Annotated in this window: 17 protein-coding genes; 11 read left to right on the top strand and 6 right to left on the bottom strand. The window is 73.2% G+C overall.

Features of this window, described 5'->3' with window-relative positions; translation table 11 throughout:
* Positions 1-90 precede the first annotated feature (90 nt).
* Complete coding sequence (locus FB454_RS08915) at positions 91-324, bottom strand: DUF7455 domain-containing protein (RefSeq protein WP_013284786.1); 234 nt, start codon at positions 322-324, stop codon at positions 91-93.
* A 244-nt stretch (positions 325-568) separates the two neighbouring features.
* The gene (locus tag FB454_RS08910; protein ID WP_041784477.1) at positions 569-2,170 is read right to left on the bottom strand and encodes an RNA polymerase sigma factor; all 1,602 of its coding nucleotides are present in this window, start codon (positions 2,168-2,170) and stop codon (positions 569-571) included.
* A 286-nt stretch (positions 2,171-2,456) separates the two neighbouring features.
* On the opposite strand from FB454_RS08910, the gene FB454_RS08905 reads away from it, so the two are divergent.
* A complete protein-coding gene (locus FB454_RS08905; protein ID WP_071096249.1) occupies positions 2,457-3,278 on the top strand; it encodes an inositol monophosphatase family protein in 822 nt (273 codons plus the stop codon).
* Between the two features lie 69 nt (positions 3,279-3,347).
* Here FB454_RS08905 and FB454_RS08900 read toward each other — a convergent pair whose 3' ends face one another.
* Positions 3,348-3,863: a LytR C-terminal domain-containing protein gene (locus FB454_RS08900; RefSeq protein ID WP_030274563.1), complete on the bottom strand. Its 516-nt coding sequence runs from the start codon at positions 3,861-3,863 to the stop codon at positions 3,348-3,350.
* A gap of 439 nt (positions 3,864-4,302) precedes the next feature.
* On the opposite strand from FB454_RS08900, the gene FB454_RS08895 reads away from it, so the two are divergent.
* Both FB454_RS08895 and FB454_RS08890 read left to right on the top strand, forming a co-directional pair.
* Entirely contained in the window at positions 4,303-4,599 is a 297-nt protein-coding gene (locus FB454_RS08895; protein WP_013284790.1) for a DUF4193 domain-containing protein, read from the top strand.
* Positions 4,600-4,734: 135 nt separating this feature from the next.
* Complete coding sequence (locus FB454_RS08890; protein WP_145822803.1) at positions 4,735-5,544, top strand: hypothetical protein; 810 nt, start codon at positions 4,735-4,737, stop codon at positions 5,542-5,544.
* 49 nt (positions 5,545-5,593) lie between these two features.
* On the opposite strand, the gene FB454_RS08885 is transcribed toward FB454_RS08890, so the two are convergent.
* Positions 5,594-6,085, bottom strand: coding sequence for a DUF3093 domain-containing protein (locus tag FB454_RS08885; protein WP_013284792.1), 492 nt, complete (start codon positions 6,083-6,085; stop codon positions 5,594-5,596).
* An 85-nt stretch (positions 6,086-6,170) separates the two neighbouring features.
* Here FB454_RS08885 and dut point away from each other — a divergent pair, with 85 nt between their 5' ends.
* From dut to FB454_RS08865, 4 genes are all read left to right on the top strand, one after another.
* Positions 6,171-6,668, top strand: coding sequence for a dUTP diphosphatase (dut, locus tag FB454_RS08880; RefSeq protein WP_030274559.1), 498 nt, complete (start codon positions 6,171-6,173; stop codon positions 6,666-6,668).
* 25 nt (positions 6,669-6,693) lie between these two features.
* Complete coding sequence (locus FB454_RS08875) at positions 6,694-7,314, top strand: DUF3710 domain-containing protein (RefSeq protein ID WP_145822802.1); 621 nt, start codon at positions 6,694-6,696, stop codon at positions 7,312-7,314.
* A gap of 169 nt (positions 7,315-7,483) precedes the next feature.
* Positions 7,484-7,864 carry an OB-fold nucleic acid binding domain-containing protein gene (locus FB454_RS08870; RefSeq protein ID WP_013474509.1) on the top strand — a complete coding sequence of 127 codons (381 nt, stop codon included), beginning with the start codon at positions 7,484-7,486 and terminating at the stop codon, positions 7,862-7,864.
* Positions 7,861-8,541 (top strand): DUF3159 domain-containing protein, encoded by a 681-nt coding sequence (locus FB454_RS08865; protein WP_145822801.1) that lies wholly within the window; start codon positions 7,861-7,863, stop codon positions 8,539-8,541. The genes FB454_RS08870 and FB454_RS08865 overlap by 4 nt, the downstream gene beginning before the upstream one ends.
* Positions 8,542-8,551: 10 nt before the next feature.
* Here the strand turns inward: FB454_RS08865 and FB454_RS08860 are convergent, their stop codons facing one another.
* Both FB454_RS08860 and FB454_RS08855 read right to left on the bottom strand, forming a co-directional pair.
* Complete coding sequence (locus FB454_RS08860) at positions 8,552-9,241, bottom strand: potassium channel family protein (RefSeq protein WP_013284797.1); 690 nt, start codon at positions 9,239-9,241, stop codon at positions 8,552-8,554.
* Positions 9,242-9,244: 3 nt separating this feature from the next.
* Positions 9,245-9,910, bottom strand: coding sequence for a potassium channel family protein (locus FB454_RS08855; RefSeq protein ID WP_013284798.1), 666 nt, complete (start codon positions 9,908-9,910; stop codon positions 9,245-9,247).
* A gap of 158 nt (positions 9,911-10,068) precedes the next feature.
* On the opposite strand from FB454_RS08855, the gene FB454_RS08850 reads away from it, so the two are divergent.
* From FB454_RS08850 to dxs, 4 genes are all read left to right on the top strand, one after another.
* Complete coding sequence (locus tag FB454_RS08850; protein WP_013474510.1) at positions 10,069-12,120, top strand: APC family permease; 2,052 nt, start codon at positions 10,069-10,071, stop codon at positions 12,118-12,120.
* Positions 12,121-12,212: 92 nt separating this feature from the next.
* Positions 12,213-13,427, top strand: a complete 1,215-nt coding sequence (locus FB454_RS08845; protein ID WP_145822888.1) for a TRAM domain-containing protein — start codon at positions 12,213-12,215, stop codon at positions 13,425-13,427.
* 88 nt (positions 13,428-13,515) lie between these two features.
* Positions 13,516-14,676: an anhydro-N-acetylmuramic acid kinase gene (locus FB454_RS08840; RefSeq protein ID WP_145754653.1), complete on the top strand. Its 1,161-nt coding sequence runs from the start codon at positions 13,516-13,518 to the stop codon at positions 14,674-14,676.
* A 58-nt stretch (positions 14,677-14,734) separates the two neighbouring features.
* The gene (gene dxs / locus FB454_RS08835; RefSeq protein ID WP_013474513.1) at positions 14,735-16,678 is read left to right on the top strand and encodes a 1-deoxy-D-xylulose-5-phosphate synthase; all 1,944 of its coding nucleotides are present in this window, start codon (positions 14,735-14,737) and stop codon (positions 16,676-16,678) included.
* Positions 16,679-16,781: the final 103 nt, after the last annotated feature.

The following is a 16,781-nucleotide window of genomic DNA, read 5'->3' as shown; positions in this document are numbered from 1 at the left end:
CGTTGGCACCCGGCACGAAAAACCGGCCGGAGGCTCCCCTTGCGGGTGCCTCCGGCCGGTCATGTCGGGTTGTGGACTTCTTGTCGGACCTCAGTTCGCCATGAGATCGGCGCCTCGCCAGCTGAACTCCGGGTCCGACGCGTACCGCACGGTGATCTTCACGAGATCCTCCGCGTACTTGTTCGCGTGGTGCCCACAGAACACCAGCTCACTCCCACCCGCCAGAGTGATGCGGAGCTTGCCGGCAGCATTGCAGCGGTCGCACCGTTCATCGGCGGCCGGGGGGCTCACCGTCTCGGGCGGCGGCGTGAGGGTCGGGGTCATCGCCTTCCTCCTCTGGTCGTCACCGATGAACACTCTCTTCGGTTGCTCACCTATCGTGCAACACCCATCTCGGGCCCTGCCTTCCCTGTGTGCCCGCGGGGGACCGAGGTCACACCTGGCGTGGAGGACAGTGTGCCGTGCACCAAGGGTGCCACGTCAACGATCACAAACAGGCAACCGAACGATCACCAAAGAGTGTTCTACGGCTGGTGATCAAACCGGCACGATTTGTTGACGTACGCGGTCAGTCCAGGTAGTCGCGGAGCACCTGGGAACGCGAGGGGTGCCGCAACTTGGACATGGTCTTGGATTCGATCTGCCGGATGCGTTCCCGGGTCACGCCGTACACCTGGCCGATCTCGTCCAGAGTGCGCGGCTGGCCGTCGGTGAGGCCGAAACGCAGGCGCACCACGCCCGCCTCACGCTCGGACAACGTCTGCAGGACCTGCTGGAGCTGGTCCTGCAGCAGCGAGAACGACACCGCGTCGACCGCGACGACCGCTTCGGAGTCCTCGATGAAGTCGCCGAGCTGGCTGTCACCCTCGTCGCCGATGGTCTGGTCGAGCGAGATGGGCTCCCGGGCGTACTGCTGGATCTCCAGCACCTTCTCCGGTGTGATGTCCATCTCCTTGGCCAGCTCCTCCGGGGTGGGCTCACGGCCCAGGTCCTGGAGCAGCTCGCGCTGGATGCGGCCGAGCTTGTTGATCACCTCGACCATGTGCACCGGGATGCGGATGGTGCGGGCCTGGTCGGCCATGGCGCGGGTGATGGCCTGGCGGATCCACCAGGTGGCGTAGGTGGAGAACTTGTAGCCCTTGGTGTAGTCGAACTTCTCGACCGCGCGGATGAGGCCGAGGTTGCCCTCCTGGATGAGGTCGAGGAAGGCCATGCCACGGCCGGTGTAGCGCTTGGCCAGCGAGACCACGAGCCGCAGGTTCGCCTCCAGCAGGTGGTTCTTGGCGCGCTCGCCGTCCCGCGAGATCCACATCAGGTCGCGCTGGAGGTCGCGGACCAGCTTCTCCTCGCCCTCGTCGGCGGCGCGCAGCCGCTCGGCGGCGTAGAGGCCGGCCTCGATCCGCTTGGCCAGCTCGACCTCCTGCTCGGCGTTGAGCAGCGGCACCTTGCCGATCTGCTTCAGGTACGCCCGCACGGAGTCGGCGGAGGCGGTCAGCTCGGCGTCCCGGCGCGCCTGCTTCAGCGCCTCGGACTCCTCGTCGTCCCACTCGAAGTCGTTGTCGGTGGCGGAGCTGGCCGCGTCGGCCTCGGCGGCCTGGGTCAGCTCGGCCGGCTCCTCGACCACCACGTCCTCGATCTCGGCGGCCAGCTCCTCCGGATCGATCTCGCCGTCGGGGCCCTCGCCCTTGCCGCCGGCCTTGGCCGGCTTGGCCGCTGCGGTCTTCGCCGCCACGGTGGCCTTGGTGGCGCGGGTCGTCTTGGTGGCCTTCGCCGGGGCTGCGGCCTTGGCCACGTCGGCGGTGGTGGCCTTGCGCGCGGTCGCCTTCCGGGGGGCCGGGGCGGGCGACTCCTCGGCGGCGGGCGCCTGCTTGGGGGCGGGCGCGGCGGCCTTCTTGGTGGTCTTGGCCGTGGTCGCGCGGGAGGCCGGGGTGGCGGACCGGGCGGCGGCGACGCGGCGGCGGGTGCTCGCCGAGCCGTCCACCACCACCGTCACGCCCGCCTCGGAGAGTGCGCGGAGGATCTTCTTGGCCTGGGCCGGGGTCACCTCAGCGGACTCGACGGTGCGCGCGAGCTGGGCCGACGTGAGCTGGCCGCCGGCGCTCTGCGCGTGGGCGATCAGGGTGTCGGTGAGCGAGCGAACGTCGGCGCCGGTCTGGCGGGGATCTGTCACGAAGACCTTCCGGAGGCGAAAGAGCGAGCACGGCCGGGTCGTCCGGCGCAGCATGGGACGGCCGCGCCGGGCGAGTCGTTGAGGACCCCCGTGTCCCGGGCCGTCCGGTCGCTGGCGGTCCGTGGCGCGTGGGCAGGGTGAATTGTAACGCCGTCTGCCGCGATCATCCCGCGCCGCACGGCGGACCTGCGGTCCGGGACCGCAGATTCGGCGCAGATGTGGACTTTGTAAGGATGATACCCGCGCACGAGACGGCCGGTCCCGATCGTGCCGGAAGGGGAGAGACATGATCATCTCGACGCCCACGGCGCGGGAGTTGCTCACGATCGCTGTCGATGTGGCCCGGGAGGCCGCCACCACCGCGTACCGGATGCGGGTCGAGGGCGTCTCGGTGGCCGCGACCAAGAGCACGGTGACCGACGTGGTCACCGCCGCCGACCGGGCGGTGGAGCGGCAGGTGGTCGCCGCGCTGCGGCAGCGCCGGCCCGGCGATGCCGTGCTGGGCGAGGAGTACGGCGCGGGCGAGACCGGCCCGGCCGGCCCCGACGGCGTGCGCTGGATCCTCGACCCGATCGACGGAACCGTGAACTACCTGTACGGGCTGCCGTACTGCGCCGTCTCGCTGGCCGCCGAGGTGGCCGGTGAGGTGGTCGCCGGTGTGGTCCGCAACATCGTCACCGGCGAGGAGTGGACCGCGACGCTCGGCGGCGGCGCCTGGCGCGACGGGCAGCGGCTGCACGGCTCCGCCGCCACCGACCTCGGGCAGGCGCTCGTCGCCACCGGGTTCGGCTACGACGCCGACCGCCGGGCCCACCAGGCGCGGGTGGTGACCGAGCTGATCCCGCACATCCGGGACATCCGCCGGATGGGCGCCGCCGCGCTCGACCTCTGCCTGGCCGCCGAGGGGCGGGTGGACGCGTACTACGAGAAGGGTCTGGCCGACTGGGACCTGGCCGCGGGCGGGCTGGTCGCCCGGGAGGCCGGGCTGCTGGTGACCGGCCTGTCCGGCCTCCCGGCCGGCCCGGACCTGGTGCTCGCCGCGCCGCCGGTGCTGCACGGGCCGCTGCACGACCGGCTGGCCGACCTGGACGCCTCGGGCGGGCCGTGACGGCGCCGGACACGCGACAGGGCGGCCTCCCCGGGGGAGACCGCCCTGTGCCGTCGGTGCGCCCGTCGCCTACTTCTCGATCGGCATCGGGCAGGTGCCGGTCGGCGCCTGCGGTGCGCCCAGGTCGCCGAGCGACTGGTTGACCTCGGTGGTGGTGGCGAGCTGCTGGAACTGGTTGCCCAGCACCACGTCGACGACGTCGTCCTTGCGCTTGGGGTCGAACTTCTGGTTGGCCTCGTTGAGGAAGTACGCGCGCAGCAGGTGCGCCGAGCCCACGGCCTTGGGCCCGAACCGCAGCTCGGCCACGCCGTCGAACGCCTTGGTCTCGTTGCCGACCTTCTTGACCTGGAACTTGCGGTTGCGGAAGTCGTCCGCGACGCTGCCGGCCCGGCCGGCCTCGTCGGTGGCGTTGTAGACGTTGATCTTGACGTCCTTCTGTTCCCGCAGGCGCAGGTCGACCAGCGGCCAGCCATCGGGGCAGGCGGCCGCCGTACCGGCTGTGCCCTGACTGTCCTTCAGCACGGCGACGACCACGAAGACCAGGGCGACGACCGCCAGCAGTCCGACGACAACGAGTGCCCGCACTCGCGCAAAACTCATCCTGGGCGCTCCCCGGACAGTGATTGGGTGGTGGCGGGCGACGCGGTCGGGCCGCGACCTGTCGGCCGTCCAGTACGCCGCTGAGGTTAACGCTTGTCCGGCTCAGGCGTGGAAACAGTCCGACATACCGGCGCGCCACGCGGTGAACCGGTAGGACTACCCCTATCTTCGTGTCGCCTGAGTCACATTGGGAACAACTTCGGGCGCAGAGGCGTACATCTCTCCCGCGAGGGCGGTATACATGCCTCGCCCACAGGGGGGGTAAGGTTCCGCGCTCACCGGGGGCATTTCGCACCGGCGAGCCCGGCCCACCGCTCTTCGGGTCGGGTGCCCGACAGAGATGGTGGCCGGTCAGGGGAACCGAAACGGCGTCGTCCGGCGTTACAACCGGCAGCGACAATATCGATATTGGAGAGTGAAACCGATGGCCACCGACTACGACGCCCCGCGTCGCGACGAGGTCGACCTCGGCGAGGACAGCCTGGAAGAGCTCAAGGCCCGGCGGGTCGACTCACAGTCGGGCGCCGTGGACGTCGACGAGGCCGAGGTGGCCGAGAGCTTCGAGCTGCCCGGCGCCGATCTGGCCGACGAGGAGCTCACGGTCAAGGTCCTCCCGATGCAGCAGGACGAGTTCCGGTGCGCCCGCTGCTTCCTGGTCCACCACCGCAGCCAGCTGGCGGTCGAGCGCAACGGCGACCTGATCTGCCGCGAGTGCGTCTGATCCCGACCGGGGACACCAGCGGCGGCCTCCTCGACGGGGCCGCCGCTGTTCGAGCCGCCGCCGTGCGCGCTCGGCCGGGAGCTGCTTGACTCGTACGGGCGGCTGCCACGCCGCGCGGAGCAGGAGGGCGGACGGGTGAGCGAGCGCAGCGAAGAAGCCGGCCCGGACAAGCCCGGCCCGGACGTACCGGGCCCGGACAGCCCGGACACCGCGGAGCTGGGCGCCACCGTCGCCGCCCTGACCGCCGACGACATCGCGCCCGCCCGCCGGCGGCAACTGCTGACCCGGCTGGTCGGGCAGGCCCGCGCCCGCGGGATCACCGACCTGTTCAAGCCCCGCGCGGCGGTGCGCTGGATGACCGACACGGTCGCCGAGGTCGCCCCGCACGTGCCGATCCGCGACCTCGCCACGCTGCGGCGGCACTTTCCCGGCCTGGACGACGAGGCGCTCGCCGACCGGCTGGTCCGCAACGCGTCCCGCGCCACCGCCGGAGTCGGTGCCGCGGGCGGCGGGGTCGCCGCCGTCGAATGGGCGGTCACGCCCACCCTGCTCTCCGCTCCCGTCCTGCTGGCCGCCGAGACGGTGGCCGTGGTGGCGATCGAGCTGAAACTGATCGGGGAGCTGCACGAGGTCCACCGGGTGCCGCTGCCGGCCGGCGGCACCGGCCGTGCCGTGGCGCTCGTGCAGTCCTGGGCCACCCAGCGAGGGGTCAACCCGATGATGCCGGGCGTCGGGGTGAGCGCGGTGCTCGGCACCGCCGCCCGCCGGGAACTGCGGGACAGCCTGATGCGCCGATTCGGGCGCAACCTCACCACGCTCGGGCCGTTCCTGACCGGCGCCGCCGTGGCCGGCTACCTCAACCGCCGGGCCACCCGCGCGCTCGGCGAGCAACTGCGCAAGGACCTGCGGCGTACCGCGCGTGCCCTGCCGGAGGCGCCGTCCTGACCGGTCCCGGGCCGGGCCGGGCCGGGTCGCGGTGGGCCGCGGTGGACGGTCAGGCCGCGTCGCGGGCGGCCAGCAGGGCGGTCGCCAGCTGGACCGGGTGCCGCGTGCTGACCACCCAGAACGGCGTCGGGTCGGCCGGGTCGTCCAGCACCACCTGCACCGCGCCACCGATCCACGGCCGCTGCACCACGAAGGCGAGCGGGTCGGAGCCGACGCCGAGCACCTCGCGCCGGCCGGCCGCGTCCAGCGGCACCACGTCCGCGACGTACCGCACCGGCAGGTGGGCGTCGTCGACCCGCAGCTCGCCGTCACGCACCTCGACCCGGATCCGGCCCAGCCACCACAGTGCGGCCACCGCAGCGGGGATCAGCAGCACGAACGGCAGCCAGGCGCGCACCCCGGTCGCGCCCATCCAGAGCTCGACCGCGAGCAGACCGGCCGCGGCCAGCCCGGCCGGCCAGGCCCACCAGGGCAGCCCGAGACGCTCCGCGTACGGCGCGGCGGTGGCCGTCGGGGCGGCCGGAGATGACGACTGACGCACACAGACGAGGGTACGGCGCGCGAGCGGCCCGGCAACCGGCAGGATGGCAGGGGCACCCCGCAGGACCGGACGGAAGAGGATGACCGTGACAGACGTCGTACCCGTGCCCGTGCGGCTGCTCGACCCGGAGCTGCCACTGCCGGCGTACGCCCATCCCGGCGACGCCGGTGCGGACCTGGTGGCCGCCGCGGACGTCGAGCTGCCCCCCGGCGGCCGGGCCCTGGTGCCCACGGGCGTGGCGGTGGCGCTGCCGGACGGCTACGTCGGGCTGGTGCACCCCCGATCCGGACTCGCGGCCAGACTCGGCGTGACGGTGCTCAACGCGCCCGGTACGGTCGACGCCGGCTACCGGGGTGAGATCCTGGTCAACCTGATCAACCACGATCGGGACACGCCGGCCAAGATCAGCCGGGGTGACCGCATCGCGCAGCTCGTGGTCCAGCGGGTCGCCCGGGCCGAGTTCCGGCCGGTGGCCGAGCTGCCCGAGTCCCGGCGTGGCACGGGCGGGCACGGGTCCACCGGCGGGCACGCCGGGCTGGTCCCGGCGCCGTCCGGCGGGCAGAGCGAAGAGGTGGCAGGGTGAGTGTGAACAGCGGAGGGTGGGCGCAGTGATCTTCTCCCGGAAGCGGGCCGACGAGGCGCGTGACAATGGGGTCCTCGACGCCGAGGAGACCCCGTCGGCGCCGGACCGCGGCCCGTACGACGTCAGCGAGGCCCCGGAGGCGCCTCGCCTCGACCTGGGCAGCCTGCGGATCCCGGCGGTGCCGGACGTCGAGGTGCGGGTCCAGGCCGACCCGCAGGGCGTGATCCAGCAGGTCGTGCTGGTGCACGGCCAGAACGCGCTCCAGCTCGGCGTCTTCGCCGCGCCCCGCTCCGAGGGCATCTGGGACGAGGTGCGCGAGGAGATCCGCCAGTCGCTCGTCAGCGACGGCGCGACCGCCCAGGAGGTCGAGGGGGAGCACGGGCCCGAGCTGCGTGCCCGCGTGGTTACCCCGGACGGGCCGACCGACCTGCGGTTCGTCGGCATCGACGGCCCACGCTGGATGGTGCGCGGCGTCTTCCAGGGCGCGGCCGCCACCGACCCGGCCGCCGCCGGCCCGCTCGCGGCCTGCCTGGACGGCCTGGTCGTCGACCGCGGCCAGGAGGCCAAGCCGGTGCGCGAGCCGCTGCCGCTGCGGCTGCCCCGCGAGGTCGCCGAGCAGCAGGCCGCCGACTCGCAGGAGGTCTGATCCACACGTGCCCGGGCCCGGCGTCGTACCGGCGCCGGGCCCGCGGCGTGTCCGGTCCCGGCCGGCGGTACGCGCCACGCCGCTCCCGCCGGGCGGCCACTGCGCGTACGCTGGCGGGACGGTTCCGCCGCCCGCGGGGCCCCGCTGTGGAGAGGGTGACGCGGAGGTCATGACGACCGACGAGAGCCGGGGGTCGCTGCGGCGGCTCCTGCACCGGCTCACCGCGAGCGAGGCCGAGATCGAGGCGCAGGAGCTGCGCCGAGAGAGCGCCGAGTCCGGCGGCACGCCCGCCCACCAGTGCAACAGGGGTCAGGTGGTGTCGGTGGCCGGGCGGCTGCGTACCGTCGTCTACACGCCCCGCACGAACCTGCCCACGCTGGAAGCCGACCTCTACGACGGCAACGACGTGGTGACGCTGGTCTGGCTGGGCCGCCGGCACATCTCCGGGATCGAGCCGGGCCGGCACCTGACCGCGCGCGGCCGGGTGGCGGTGCGCGACGACCGCAAGGTGATCTACAACCCGTACTACGAGCTGGAGTCGCCGAAGTGACGACCGGACAGCAGCACACCCCGTCGGGTCTCGGCCCGCAGGACGAGGAGCGGCTGCCCAGCCTCGCCGAGCAGATGGCCGACCAGCTCGGCGGATGGCGCGGGCTGGTCGAGTCGAGCATCCCGGTGGTCGTCTTCGTGATCGCCAACGTGATCGGCGAGCTGCGCCCCGCCGTGTACGCCTCGGTGGTGGTGGCGCTGCTGATCGCCGGGCTGCGGCTGGCCCAGCGCAAGCCGGTGCGGCACGCGGTCAACGGGCTGTTCGGCGTCGGCGTCGGCGCGCTGCTGGCGCTGCGCACCGGCGACGAGCGCGACTTCTACCTGCCGGGCATCCTCTACGGCATCGGGTACGGCCTGGCGCTGCTGCTGTCGGCCGCGATCCGGCAGCCGCTGGTCGGCTGGATCTGGTCGGTGCTGGTCGCCAAGGGCCGCTCCGAGTGGCGCGACGACCCCAAGCTGGTACGCACCTTCACCCAGCTCACCGTGCTGTGGGGCGTGGTGTGGCTGGCCAAGGTCGGCGTACAGGCCGGGCTCTACCTGGCCCACCAGGACACCGCGCTCGGCGTGGCCCGGCTCGCCCTGGGCTACCCGCCGTACGCGCTGCTGCTGCTGATCACGGTGTGGGTGGTGCGCCGGGTCACCCGGGAGACCGCACCCACCCCGTTACCAGGCTCCTGACGCCGCCGCCTCAGGCACGGTCGCGGTGCCGGTCCGCGCTGGGCGGGCCGAGGATCACCGCGCGCACGTCGTCCTCCACCGCCGCAGTGCAGACGAACACCAGCTCGTCGCCGGCCTCGATCGGGTCGTCCGGGGTCGGCACCAGCACCCGCTTGCCGCGCACGATCGCCACCAGCGCCGCGTCCCGGGGGATCGGCACCGCGTGGATCGCCTGCCCCACGTAGGGCGCGGTCGGCGGCAGCGTGATCTCGACCAGGTTCGCCTCGCCCTGCCGGAACGTCATCAGCCGGACCAGGTCGCCGACGGTGACCGCCTCCTCGACCAGCGCCGCCATCACCCGCGGCTTGCTCACCGCGACGTCCACGCCCCACTGCTCGGTGAACAGCCACTCGTTCTCCGCCCGGTTGACCCGGGCCACCACGCGGGGCACCGCGAACTCGGTCTTGGCCAGCAGCGACACCACCAGGTTGACCTTGTCGTCGCCGGTGGCGGCCACCACCACGTCGCACCCGGCCACGTCGGCCTCCTCCAGGCTGGCCAGCTCGCACGCGTCGGCGAGCACCCAGTCCGCGGCCGGCACCCGGTCGGGCCGCAGCATCTTCGGCTGCCGCTCGATCAGCATCACCTGATGGCCGTTGTCGATCAGCTCCTGGGCGATCGAGCGGCCCACGTTGCCGGCGCCCGCGATGGCGATCCGCATGGCTCAGTGCCCCCCTTCCGGCGGCGCCGCCGCCACCGACGTGACCGGGCCGTTGATGTCGTCGGTCACCAGCATGTAGACCTGGTCGCCCTCCTGGATCACCGTGGAGGCGGTGGGCAGCGTGCCGATCCCGAACCGGTTCAGGTAGGCCACCCGGGCACCGACTGCCTGCTCCAGCTGCCGCAGCGGACGGCCGATCCAGTCCTTGTGCACCGGCACCTCGATGATCGAGACGGTGCTCGTCGGGTCGCGGAAGATCTCCACGTTGCCCTCGGGGACGAGGTGGCGCAGCATCCGGTCGGCGGTCCACCGGACGGTCGCCACGGTGGGGATGCCGAGCCGCTCGTAGACCTGGGCGCGGCGCTGGTCGTAGATGCGGGCCGCGACCCGGGACACGCCGAACGTCTCCCGGGCCAGCCGGGCCGAGATGATGTTGGAGTTGTCGCCGCTGGACACCGCCGCGAACGCGTCGGCCCGTTCGATGCCGGCCTGACGCAGCACCTCGCCGTCGAAGCCCGCACCGGTGACGGTGATGCCGGCGAAGTCGGGCCCGAGACGGCGGAACGCGTCCGCGTCCTGGTCGATCACCGCCACCGAGTGTCCACGCGACTCCAGGCTGTGCGCCAGGGTCGACCCGACCCGCCCGCAGCCCATGATCACCACATGCACGGTGTCCGCTCCTCCCACGGCGCCGCCCGCCGACCCGTCGTCTGCGAGCCTGCCACGTCCCCCTGCCGGACGGGGGACCGAACCGTACCGCGCGGCCGCACGCGGGGGAGATCGACCACCCCAGCGCCCCGGACCCGGTGGTCGTACGCTTGGCGGTTGTGGCCCGACCCACCTCGCTGCTGAAGCGACTCCTCCTCGGTCGACCGTTCCGGTCCGACCGCCTCCAGCACACCCTGCTGCCGAAGCGCATCGCGCTGCCGGTCTTCGCCTCGGACGCGCTCTCCAGCGTGGCGTACGCCCCGGACGAGATCCTCCTGACGCTGTCCATCGCCGGCGCCTCGGCGTTCATCTTCTCGCCGTGGGTCGCGCTCGCGGTCGTCGTGGTCATGCTGACGGTGGTGGCGAGCTACCGGCAGAACGTGCACGCCTACCCCTCCGGCGGTGGCGACTACGAGGTGGCGACTGTCAACCTCGGGCCCAAGGCCGGCCTCGCGGTGGCGAGCGCGCTGCTCGTCGACTACGTGCTCACGGTCGCCGTCTCGGTCTCCTCCGGCGTGGCGAACCTCGGCTCGGTGGTGCCGTTCGTGGCCACCCACAAGGTGCTCATCGCGGTCAGCGCGGTGGTGCTGCTCACCGCGATCAACCTGCGCGGCCTGCGCGAGTCGGGCACCGCCTTCGCCATCCCCACGTACGGCTTCGTGATCGTGATCGGCGGCATGCTGCTGACCGGGCTGATCCGCGTCTTCGTGCTCGGCGACGACCTGCGCGCGCCGAGCGCCGGCCTGGAGATCCAGGCCGAGCACAGCGTCACCGGGTTCGCGCTGGTGTTCCTGCTGCTACGGACGTTCTCCTCGGGCTGCGCCGCGCTCACCGGCGTGGAGGCGATCTCCAACGGCGTACCGGCGTTCAAGAGCCCGAAGTCGAAGAACGCGGCGACCACGCTGCTGTTGCTCGGCGGCATCGCGGTGGCCATGCTCGTCGGCATCATCTGGCTGGCCCGCCTCACCGGCCTCCAGTTCGTCGAGGACCCGCGCACGCAGATCATCTCCGGCCCGGACGGGTACGTGCAGAAGACTGTCACCACCCAGCTCGGCGAGACCGTGTTCGGCGGTGGCTCGGTGCTGCTCTACGTGGTCGCCGGGATGACCGCGCTGATCCTGTTCCTGGCCGCCAACACCGCCTTCAACGGCTTCCCGGTGCTCGGCTCGATCCTCGCGCAGGACCGCTACCTGCCCCGCCAGCTGCACACCCGCGGCGACCGGCTCGCGTTCTCCAACGGCATCCTCTTCCTGGCCGTCTTCGCGATCGTGCTGATCATCGGTTTCCAGGCCGAGGTGACCAAGCTCATCCAGCTCTACATCGTCGGGGTGTTCGTCTCGTTCACGCTCTCCCAGGCCGGCATGATCCGGCACTGGAACCGGCACCTGCGCCGCGAGCGCGACCCGGAGGCGCGCCGCCGCATGCTCCGTTCCCGGGCGATCAACACGTTCGGCATGGTCATGACCGGCGTGGTGCTGATCATCGTGCTGGCCACCAAGTTCCTGCTCGGCGCCTGGATCGCGATCGTCGCGATGGCGGTGATGTACGTGGTGATGCTCGGCATCCGCCGGCACTACGACCGGATCGCCGAGGAACTGGAGCCGACCGAGCAGCGGGGCGTGCTGCCCGCCCGCAACCACGCCATCGTGCTGGTCAGCAAGCTGCACAAGCCGACGCTGCGGGCCGTCGCGTACGCCCGGGCCACCCGGCCGGACACGCTCACCGCGGTCACCGTGAACGTGGACGAGCAGGACACCCGCGACCTCCAGGCCGACTGGGAGCGCCGCGAGCTGCCGGTGCCGCTCACCGTGATCGACTCCCCGTACCGGGAGATCACCCGCCCGATCCTCAACTTCGTCGCGTCGGTGCGCCGTGAGTCGCCGCGCGACGTGGTCACCGTCTTCATTCCCGAGTACGTGGTGGGGCGCTGGTGGGAGAACCTGCTGCACAACCAGAGCGCGCTGCGGCTCAAGGGGCGGCTGCTGTTCGAGCCGGGCGTGATGGTGACCAGCGTGCCCTGGCAGCTCGCGTCCACCGCCGGCAAGAACCTGGACCGGCTGGACGCCACGCTGAGCCGGGGCCCGGCGCGCGGCCCCCGGGTGGCGCCGCAGAGCACCCTGCCGCCGCCGGTGGCGTCCACACCCGGCACCGAGCGCGAGGAGCGGCCGTGAGCGGCGACGAGCATTCCGGTCCTGCGGCCGGGCGGTCCGGTTCCGCGCCGACGGCTGCGCCCTCCGGTCCTGCGTCGGCGGAGCGGCCGGGGCTGGAGGAGGCCGAGCGGGTCGAGCTGACAGTCGACGCGGTCGCGCCGGGCGGGCACTGCGTGGCCCGGGTCGGCGGGCAGGTGGTCTTCGTCCGGCACGCGCTGCCCGGTGAGCGGGTGGTGGCCGAGGTGACCGAACTGCACCGGGGCTTCGCCCGCGCCGATGCCGTGGAGATCCTCACCGCCTCGCCGGACCGGGTCACCCCGCCGTGCCCGTACGCCCGTCCGGGCCGGTGCGGCGGCTGCGACCTCCAGCACGTCGCCCCGGCCGCCCAGCTCGACTGGAAGCTCTCCGTGGTGCGCGAGCAGCTCACCCGGCTGGGCGGCCTCACCGCGGAGCAGGTGGACGCGCTCGGCGTACGCATCGAGGCGCTGCCCGGCGGGCCGCTGGGCTGGCGTTCCCGGGTCCGCTACGCGGTCGACGCGGCCGGCCGGGCCGGGCTGCTCAAGCACCGTTCGCACGAGGTGGTGCCGATCGACAGGTGCCTGATCGCGCACCCGGCGATCCAGGATCTGCCGGTGCTCCCGCCGACCGGTGCCCGCTGGCCCGACGCCGACGCGGTGGAGACGGTCGCCAGCACCGGCGGGGACGTCGCCGTGGTCGCGTACACCGATGGGGTTCCGACGGCCGTGAGCGGGCCGGAGCGGGTCCGGGAGACGGCGGCCGGGCGGTCCTTCACGCTGCCCGCCTCCGGGTTCTGGCAGGTGCACCCGGCCGCGGCGGACGCGCTGACCGGCGCGGTCCTCGACCTGCTCGACCCGCGGCCGGGGGAGACGGCCTGGGACCTGTACGGCGGGGCCGGCCTGTTCGCCGCCGCGCTCGCGGAACGGGTCGACGGGGCCCGGGTGACGCTCGTCGAGTCGGCGCCGGACGGGGTGGCCGCGGCCCGGCAGAACCTGGCCGACCTGCGCGCCGTCGAGGTGGTCGCCGCGCGGGTGGAGGCGGCGCTGTCCCGGCGCCGGATCACCGGGCCGGTCGACCTGGTGGTGCTCGACCCGCCGCGCTCGGGCGCGGGCGCGGCGGTGGTCCGCGGTGTGGTGGCCGCCGGGCCGCGTGCTGTCGCCTACGTGGCCTGCGACCCGGCGGCCTTCGCCCGGGACGTGCGCACGTTCGCCGAGGCGGGGTGGCGGCTGGCTGCGCTGCGCGGCTTCGACCTGTTCCCGATGACCCAGCACGTGGAGCTGGTCGGCCTGTTCCTGCCTCCACAGCGTTGATCTTGTCCCCGGCTCCGCGCGTTGGTCGCGTTGATCGCGTTAATAAGGGGCCCTTCCACTACCGGATCCGTTAAGAAGGGGCCCTTCCTTGCGCATCGTCGGGCTGATGTCGGGCACGTCCTACGACGGCGTGGACGTGGTGGCGGCCGAGTTCACCGCCGACGGCGACACGCTGCGGCTGCGGCCGCTCGGGCACCGGGAGCTGGCGTACCCGGACGACCTGCGGGCCGAGATCGGCGCGCTGCTGCCCCCGGCGGCCACCACGATCGAGGCGGTCTGCCGGCTGGACAACCGGCTCGGCGAGGTGTTCGCGGAGGCGGCGGCGGCCGGCGTCGAACTGGCCGGGGGCACCGCCGACGCGGTGGTGTCGCCCGGGCAGACGGTCTTCCACTGGGTCGAGGACGGCCGGGTACGCGGCACGCTCCAGCTCGGCGCGCCGGCCCGGGTTGCCGCCCGGGTGGGCGTACCGGTGCTGCACGACCTGCGCTCGGCGGACGTCGCGGCCGGCGGCCAGGGCGCGCCGCTGGTCCCGGCGTTCGACGCGCTGCTGCTCGACCCGGAGGCCGGTGCCAGGGCCGCGTTGAACCTCGGCGGGATCGCGAACCTCACCGTGGTCGCGCCCGGGGCACCGGTCCTCGGGTACGACGTGGGCCCGGCGAACGCGCTGCTGGACGCCGCCGCCCGGCGCTTCCTGGACCGGCCCTGCGACGTCGACGGGGCGCGGGCCGCGGCCGGCCGGGTGCACGCGGCGCTGCTGGCCCGGCTGCTCGCCGAGCCGTACTATGCCGCGCCGCCGCCCAAGTCGACTGGTAAGGAGCTGTTCCACGGCGGCTACCTGGACGCCGCGCTGAGCGGGCTGGGTGAGCCGGTGGCGGCCGACGACGTGCTGGCCACGCTCACCGAGCTGACCGCCCGAACCGTCGCGGACGCCTGCGACCGGCACCGGGTCACCGAGGTGGTGGCCGCCGGCGGGGGAGTGCGCAATCCCACACTCCGGGCGCGGCTGGCGGCCCTGGGCGCGGGACGCTGGCGGCTGCGCACCACCGACGAGCTGGGCGTACCGGCCCAGGCCAAGGAGGCGTACGCGTTCGCGCTGCTGGGCTGGCTGTCCTGGCACGGGCTACCCGGCGCGGTGCCGTCGGTGACCGGGGCGTCCCGGGCCGCCGTGCTCGGCTCCTGGACCCCTGCGGGCCCGTCCGTCGCCGCGCCGCGCCCACCCGCGCCCCGGCGGCTCGTGGTGGACGCCTGACCTGGGTCGATGCACGGCCAGGCTGCGGACTGTTCCGCGGCCGATAGACTCTCCGGTCATGAGTGTTGAAGAGGGCACGGCCAACCACGGTCGGCTGCTGGGCACCGTCCGCGGCCCGCAGGACGTGAAGCGGATGACCGCCGAGCAGCTGGACATCCTCGCCGCCGAGATCCGTGACTTCCTGATCGCCAAGGTCTCCCGCACCGGCGGCCACGTCGGCCCCAACCTCGGTGTGGTCGAGCTGACCCTGGCGATGCACCGGGTCTTCGACTCCCCGCGTGACCGGCTCCTCTTCGACACCGGCCACCAGGCGTACGTGCACAAGATCCTCACCGGCCGGCAGGAGGGCTTCGACAAGCTCCGCCAGCGCGGTGGCCTCTCCGGCTACCCCAGCCAGGCGGAGAGCGAGCACGACCTGATCGAGAACTCGCACGCCTCCACCGCCCTGTCGTACGCCGACGGCCTGGCCAAGGCGTACGCGCTGCGCGGCGAGAAGCGCTCAGTTGTCGCCGTGGTCGGCGACGGCGCGCTCACCGGCGGCATGTGCTGGGAGGCGCTGAACAACATCGCCACCGCCGGCAACCCGCTGGTGATCGTGGTCAACGACAACGGCCGGTCCTACTCGCCGACCATCGGTGGCCTCGCCGACCACCTGTCGTCGCTGCGGCTCAACCCCGGCTACGAGAAGGTGCTCGACACGGTCAAGGACGCGCTCGGCAACACCCCGTTCGTCGGCAAGCCGATGTACGAGGTGCTGCACGCGGTCAAGAAGGGCATCAAGGACGCGGTCGCCCCGCAGGCCATGTTCGAGGACCTCGGCATCAAGTACGTCGGCCCGGTCGACGGTCACGACGTACCGGCGGTCGAGGCGGCGCTGCGCGCCGCGAAGAACTTCGGCGGCCCGGTGATCGTGCACGCGGTCACCCGCAAGGGCTACGGCTACCGTCCCGCCGAGGACGACGAGGCCGACTGCCTGCACGGCCCCGGCGCGTTCGACGCCGAGACCGGCAAGCTGCTCGCCGTGCCGTCGGTGAAGTGGACGAACGTCTTCGCCGACGAGCTGGTCGCGATCGCCGACGAGCGTCCCGACGTGGTCGGCATCACCGCCGCCATGGCCGAGCCCACCGGCATCGCCACGCTCGCCCGCAAGTACCCGGAGCGGGTGTACGACGTGGGCATCGCCGAGCAGCACGCGGCCACCTCCGCCGCCGGCCTCGCCATGGGCGGGCTGCACCCGGTGGTCGCGGTCTACGCCACGTTCCTCAACCGGGCGTTCGACCAGGTCCTGCTGGACGTGGCCATGCACAAGCTGCCGGTCACGTTCGTGCTGGACCGGGCCGGCATCACCGGCCCGGACGGGCCCAGCCACTACGGCATCTGGGACATGTCGGTCTTCGGCGTGGTGCCCGGCCTGCGGATCGCCGCGCCCCGCGACTCGGCCACGCTGCGCGAGGAGCTGCGCGAGGCGGTCGCCGTGGACGACGGCCCGACCATCCTGCGCTTCCCGACCGGCACCGTCGCCGCCGACCTGCCGGCCGTACGCCGGGTCGGCCCGGTCGACGTGCTGGCCGAGTCGGCGCGTACCGACGTGCTGCTGGTAGCGGTCGGCTCGTTCGCCGGCCTCGGCGTCGAGGTCGCCGCCCGGGTCGCCGAGCAGGGCTACGGCGTGACAGTGGTCGACCCGCGCTGGGTGCGCCCGGTGCCGGCCGAACTGGTCGAGCTGGCATCCGCGCACCGGCTCGTGGTCACCGTGGAGGACGGCGTACGCATCGGCGGCGTCGGCTCGGCGCTGGCCCAGGCGATGCGCGACGCCGACGTCCGCGTACCGGTCAAGGACCTCGGCGTAGCGGCCGACTGGCACCCGCACGGCAGCCGCGCGCAGATCCTGGCCGACCTGCGGCTGACCGCCCAGGACGTGGCGCGTGACGTCACCGGCTGGATCTCCGGCCTGGACGCCGCCCCGGTCGACCCGGCCACAAACGGAGCCCGAGCCCAGAGCTGACCCGACCTGCCCGTTACCTTTTTGATCGTCCCCAGCCGGGGACTCCTCGGTCGCCCGGCCCGGTATGACTTCCTGCCCCTGTCGTTCGGATGATCCGGGGGGT

The sequence above is a fragment of the Micromonospora sp. CNZ297 genome, assembly GCF_007827625.1.
Note: the sequence above shows the minus strand (reverse complement) of the source record. Positions and strands in the feature narration are given on the sequence as shown.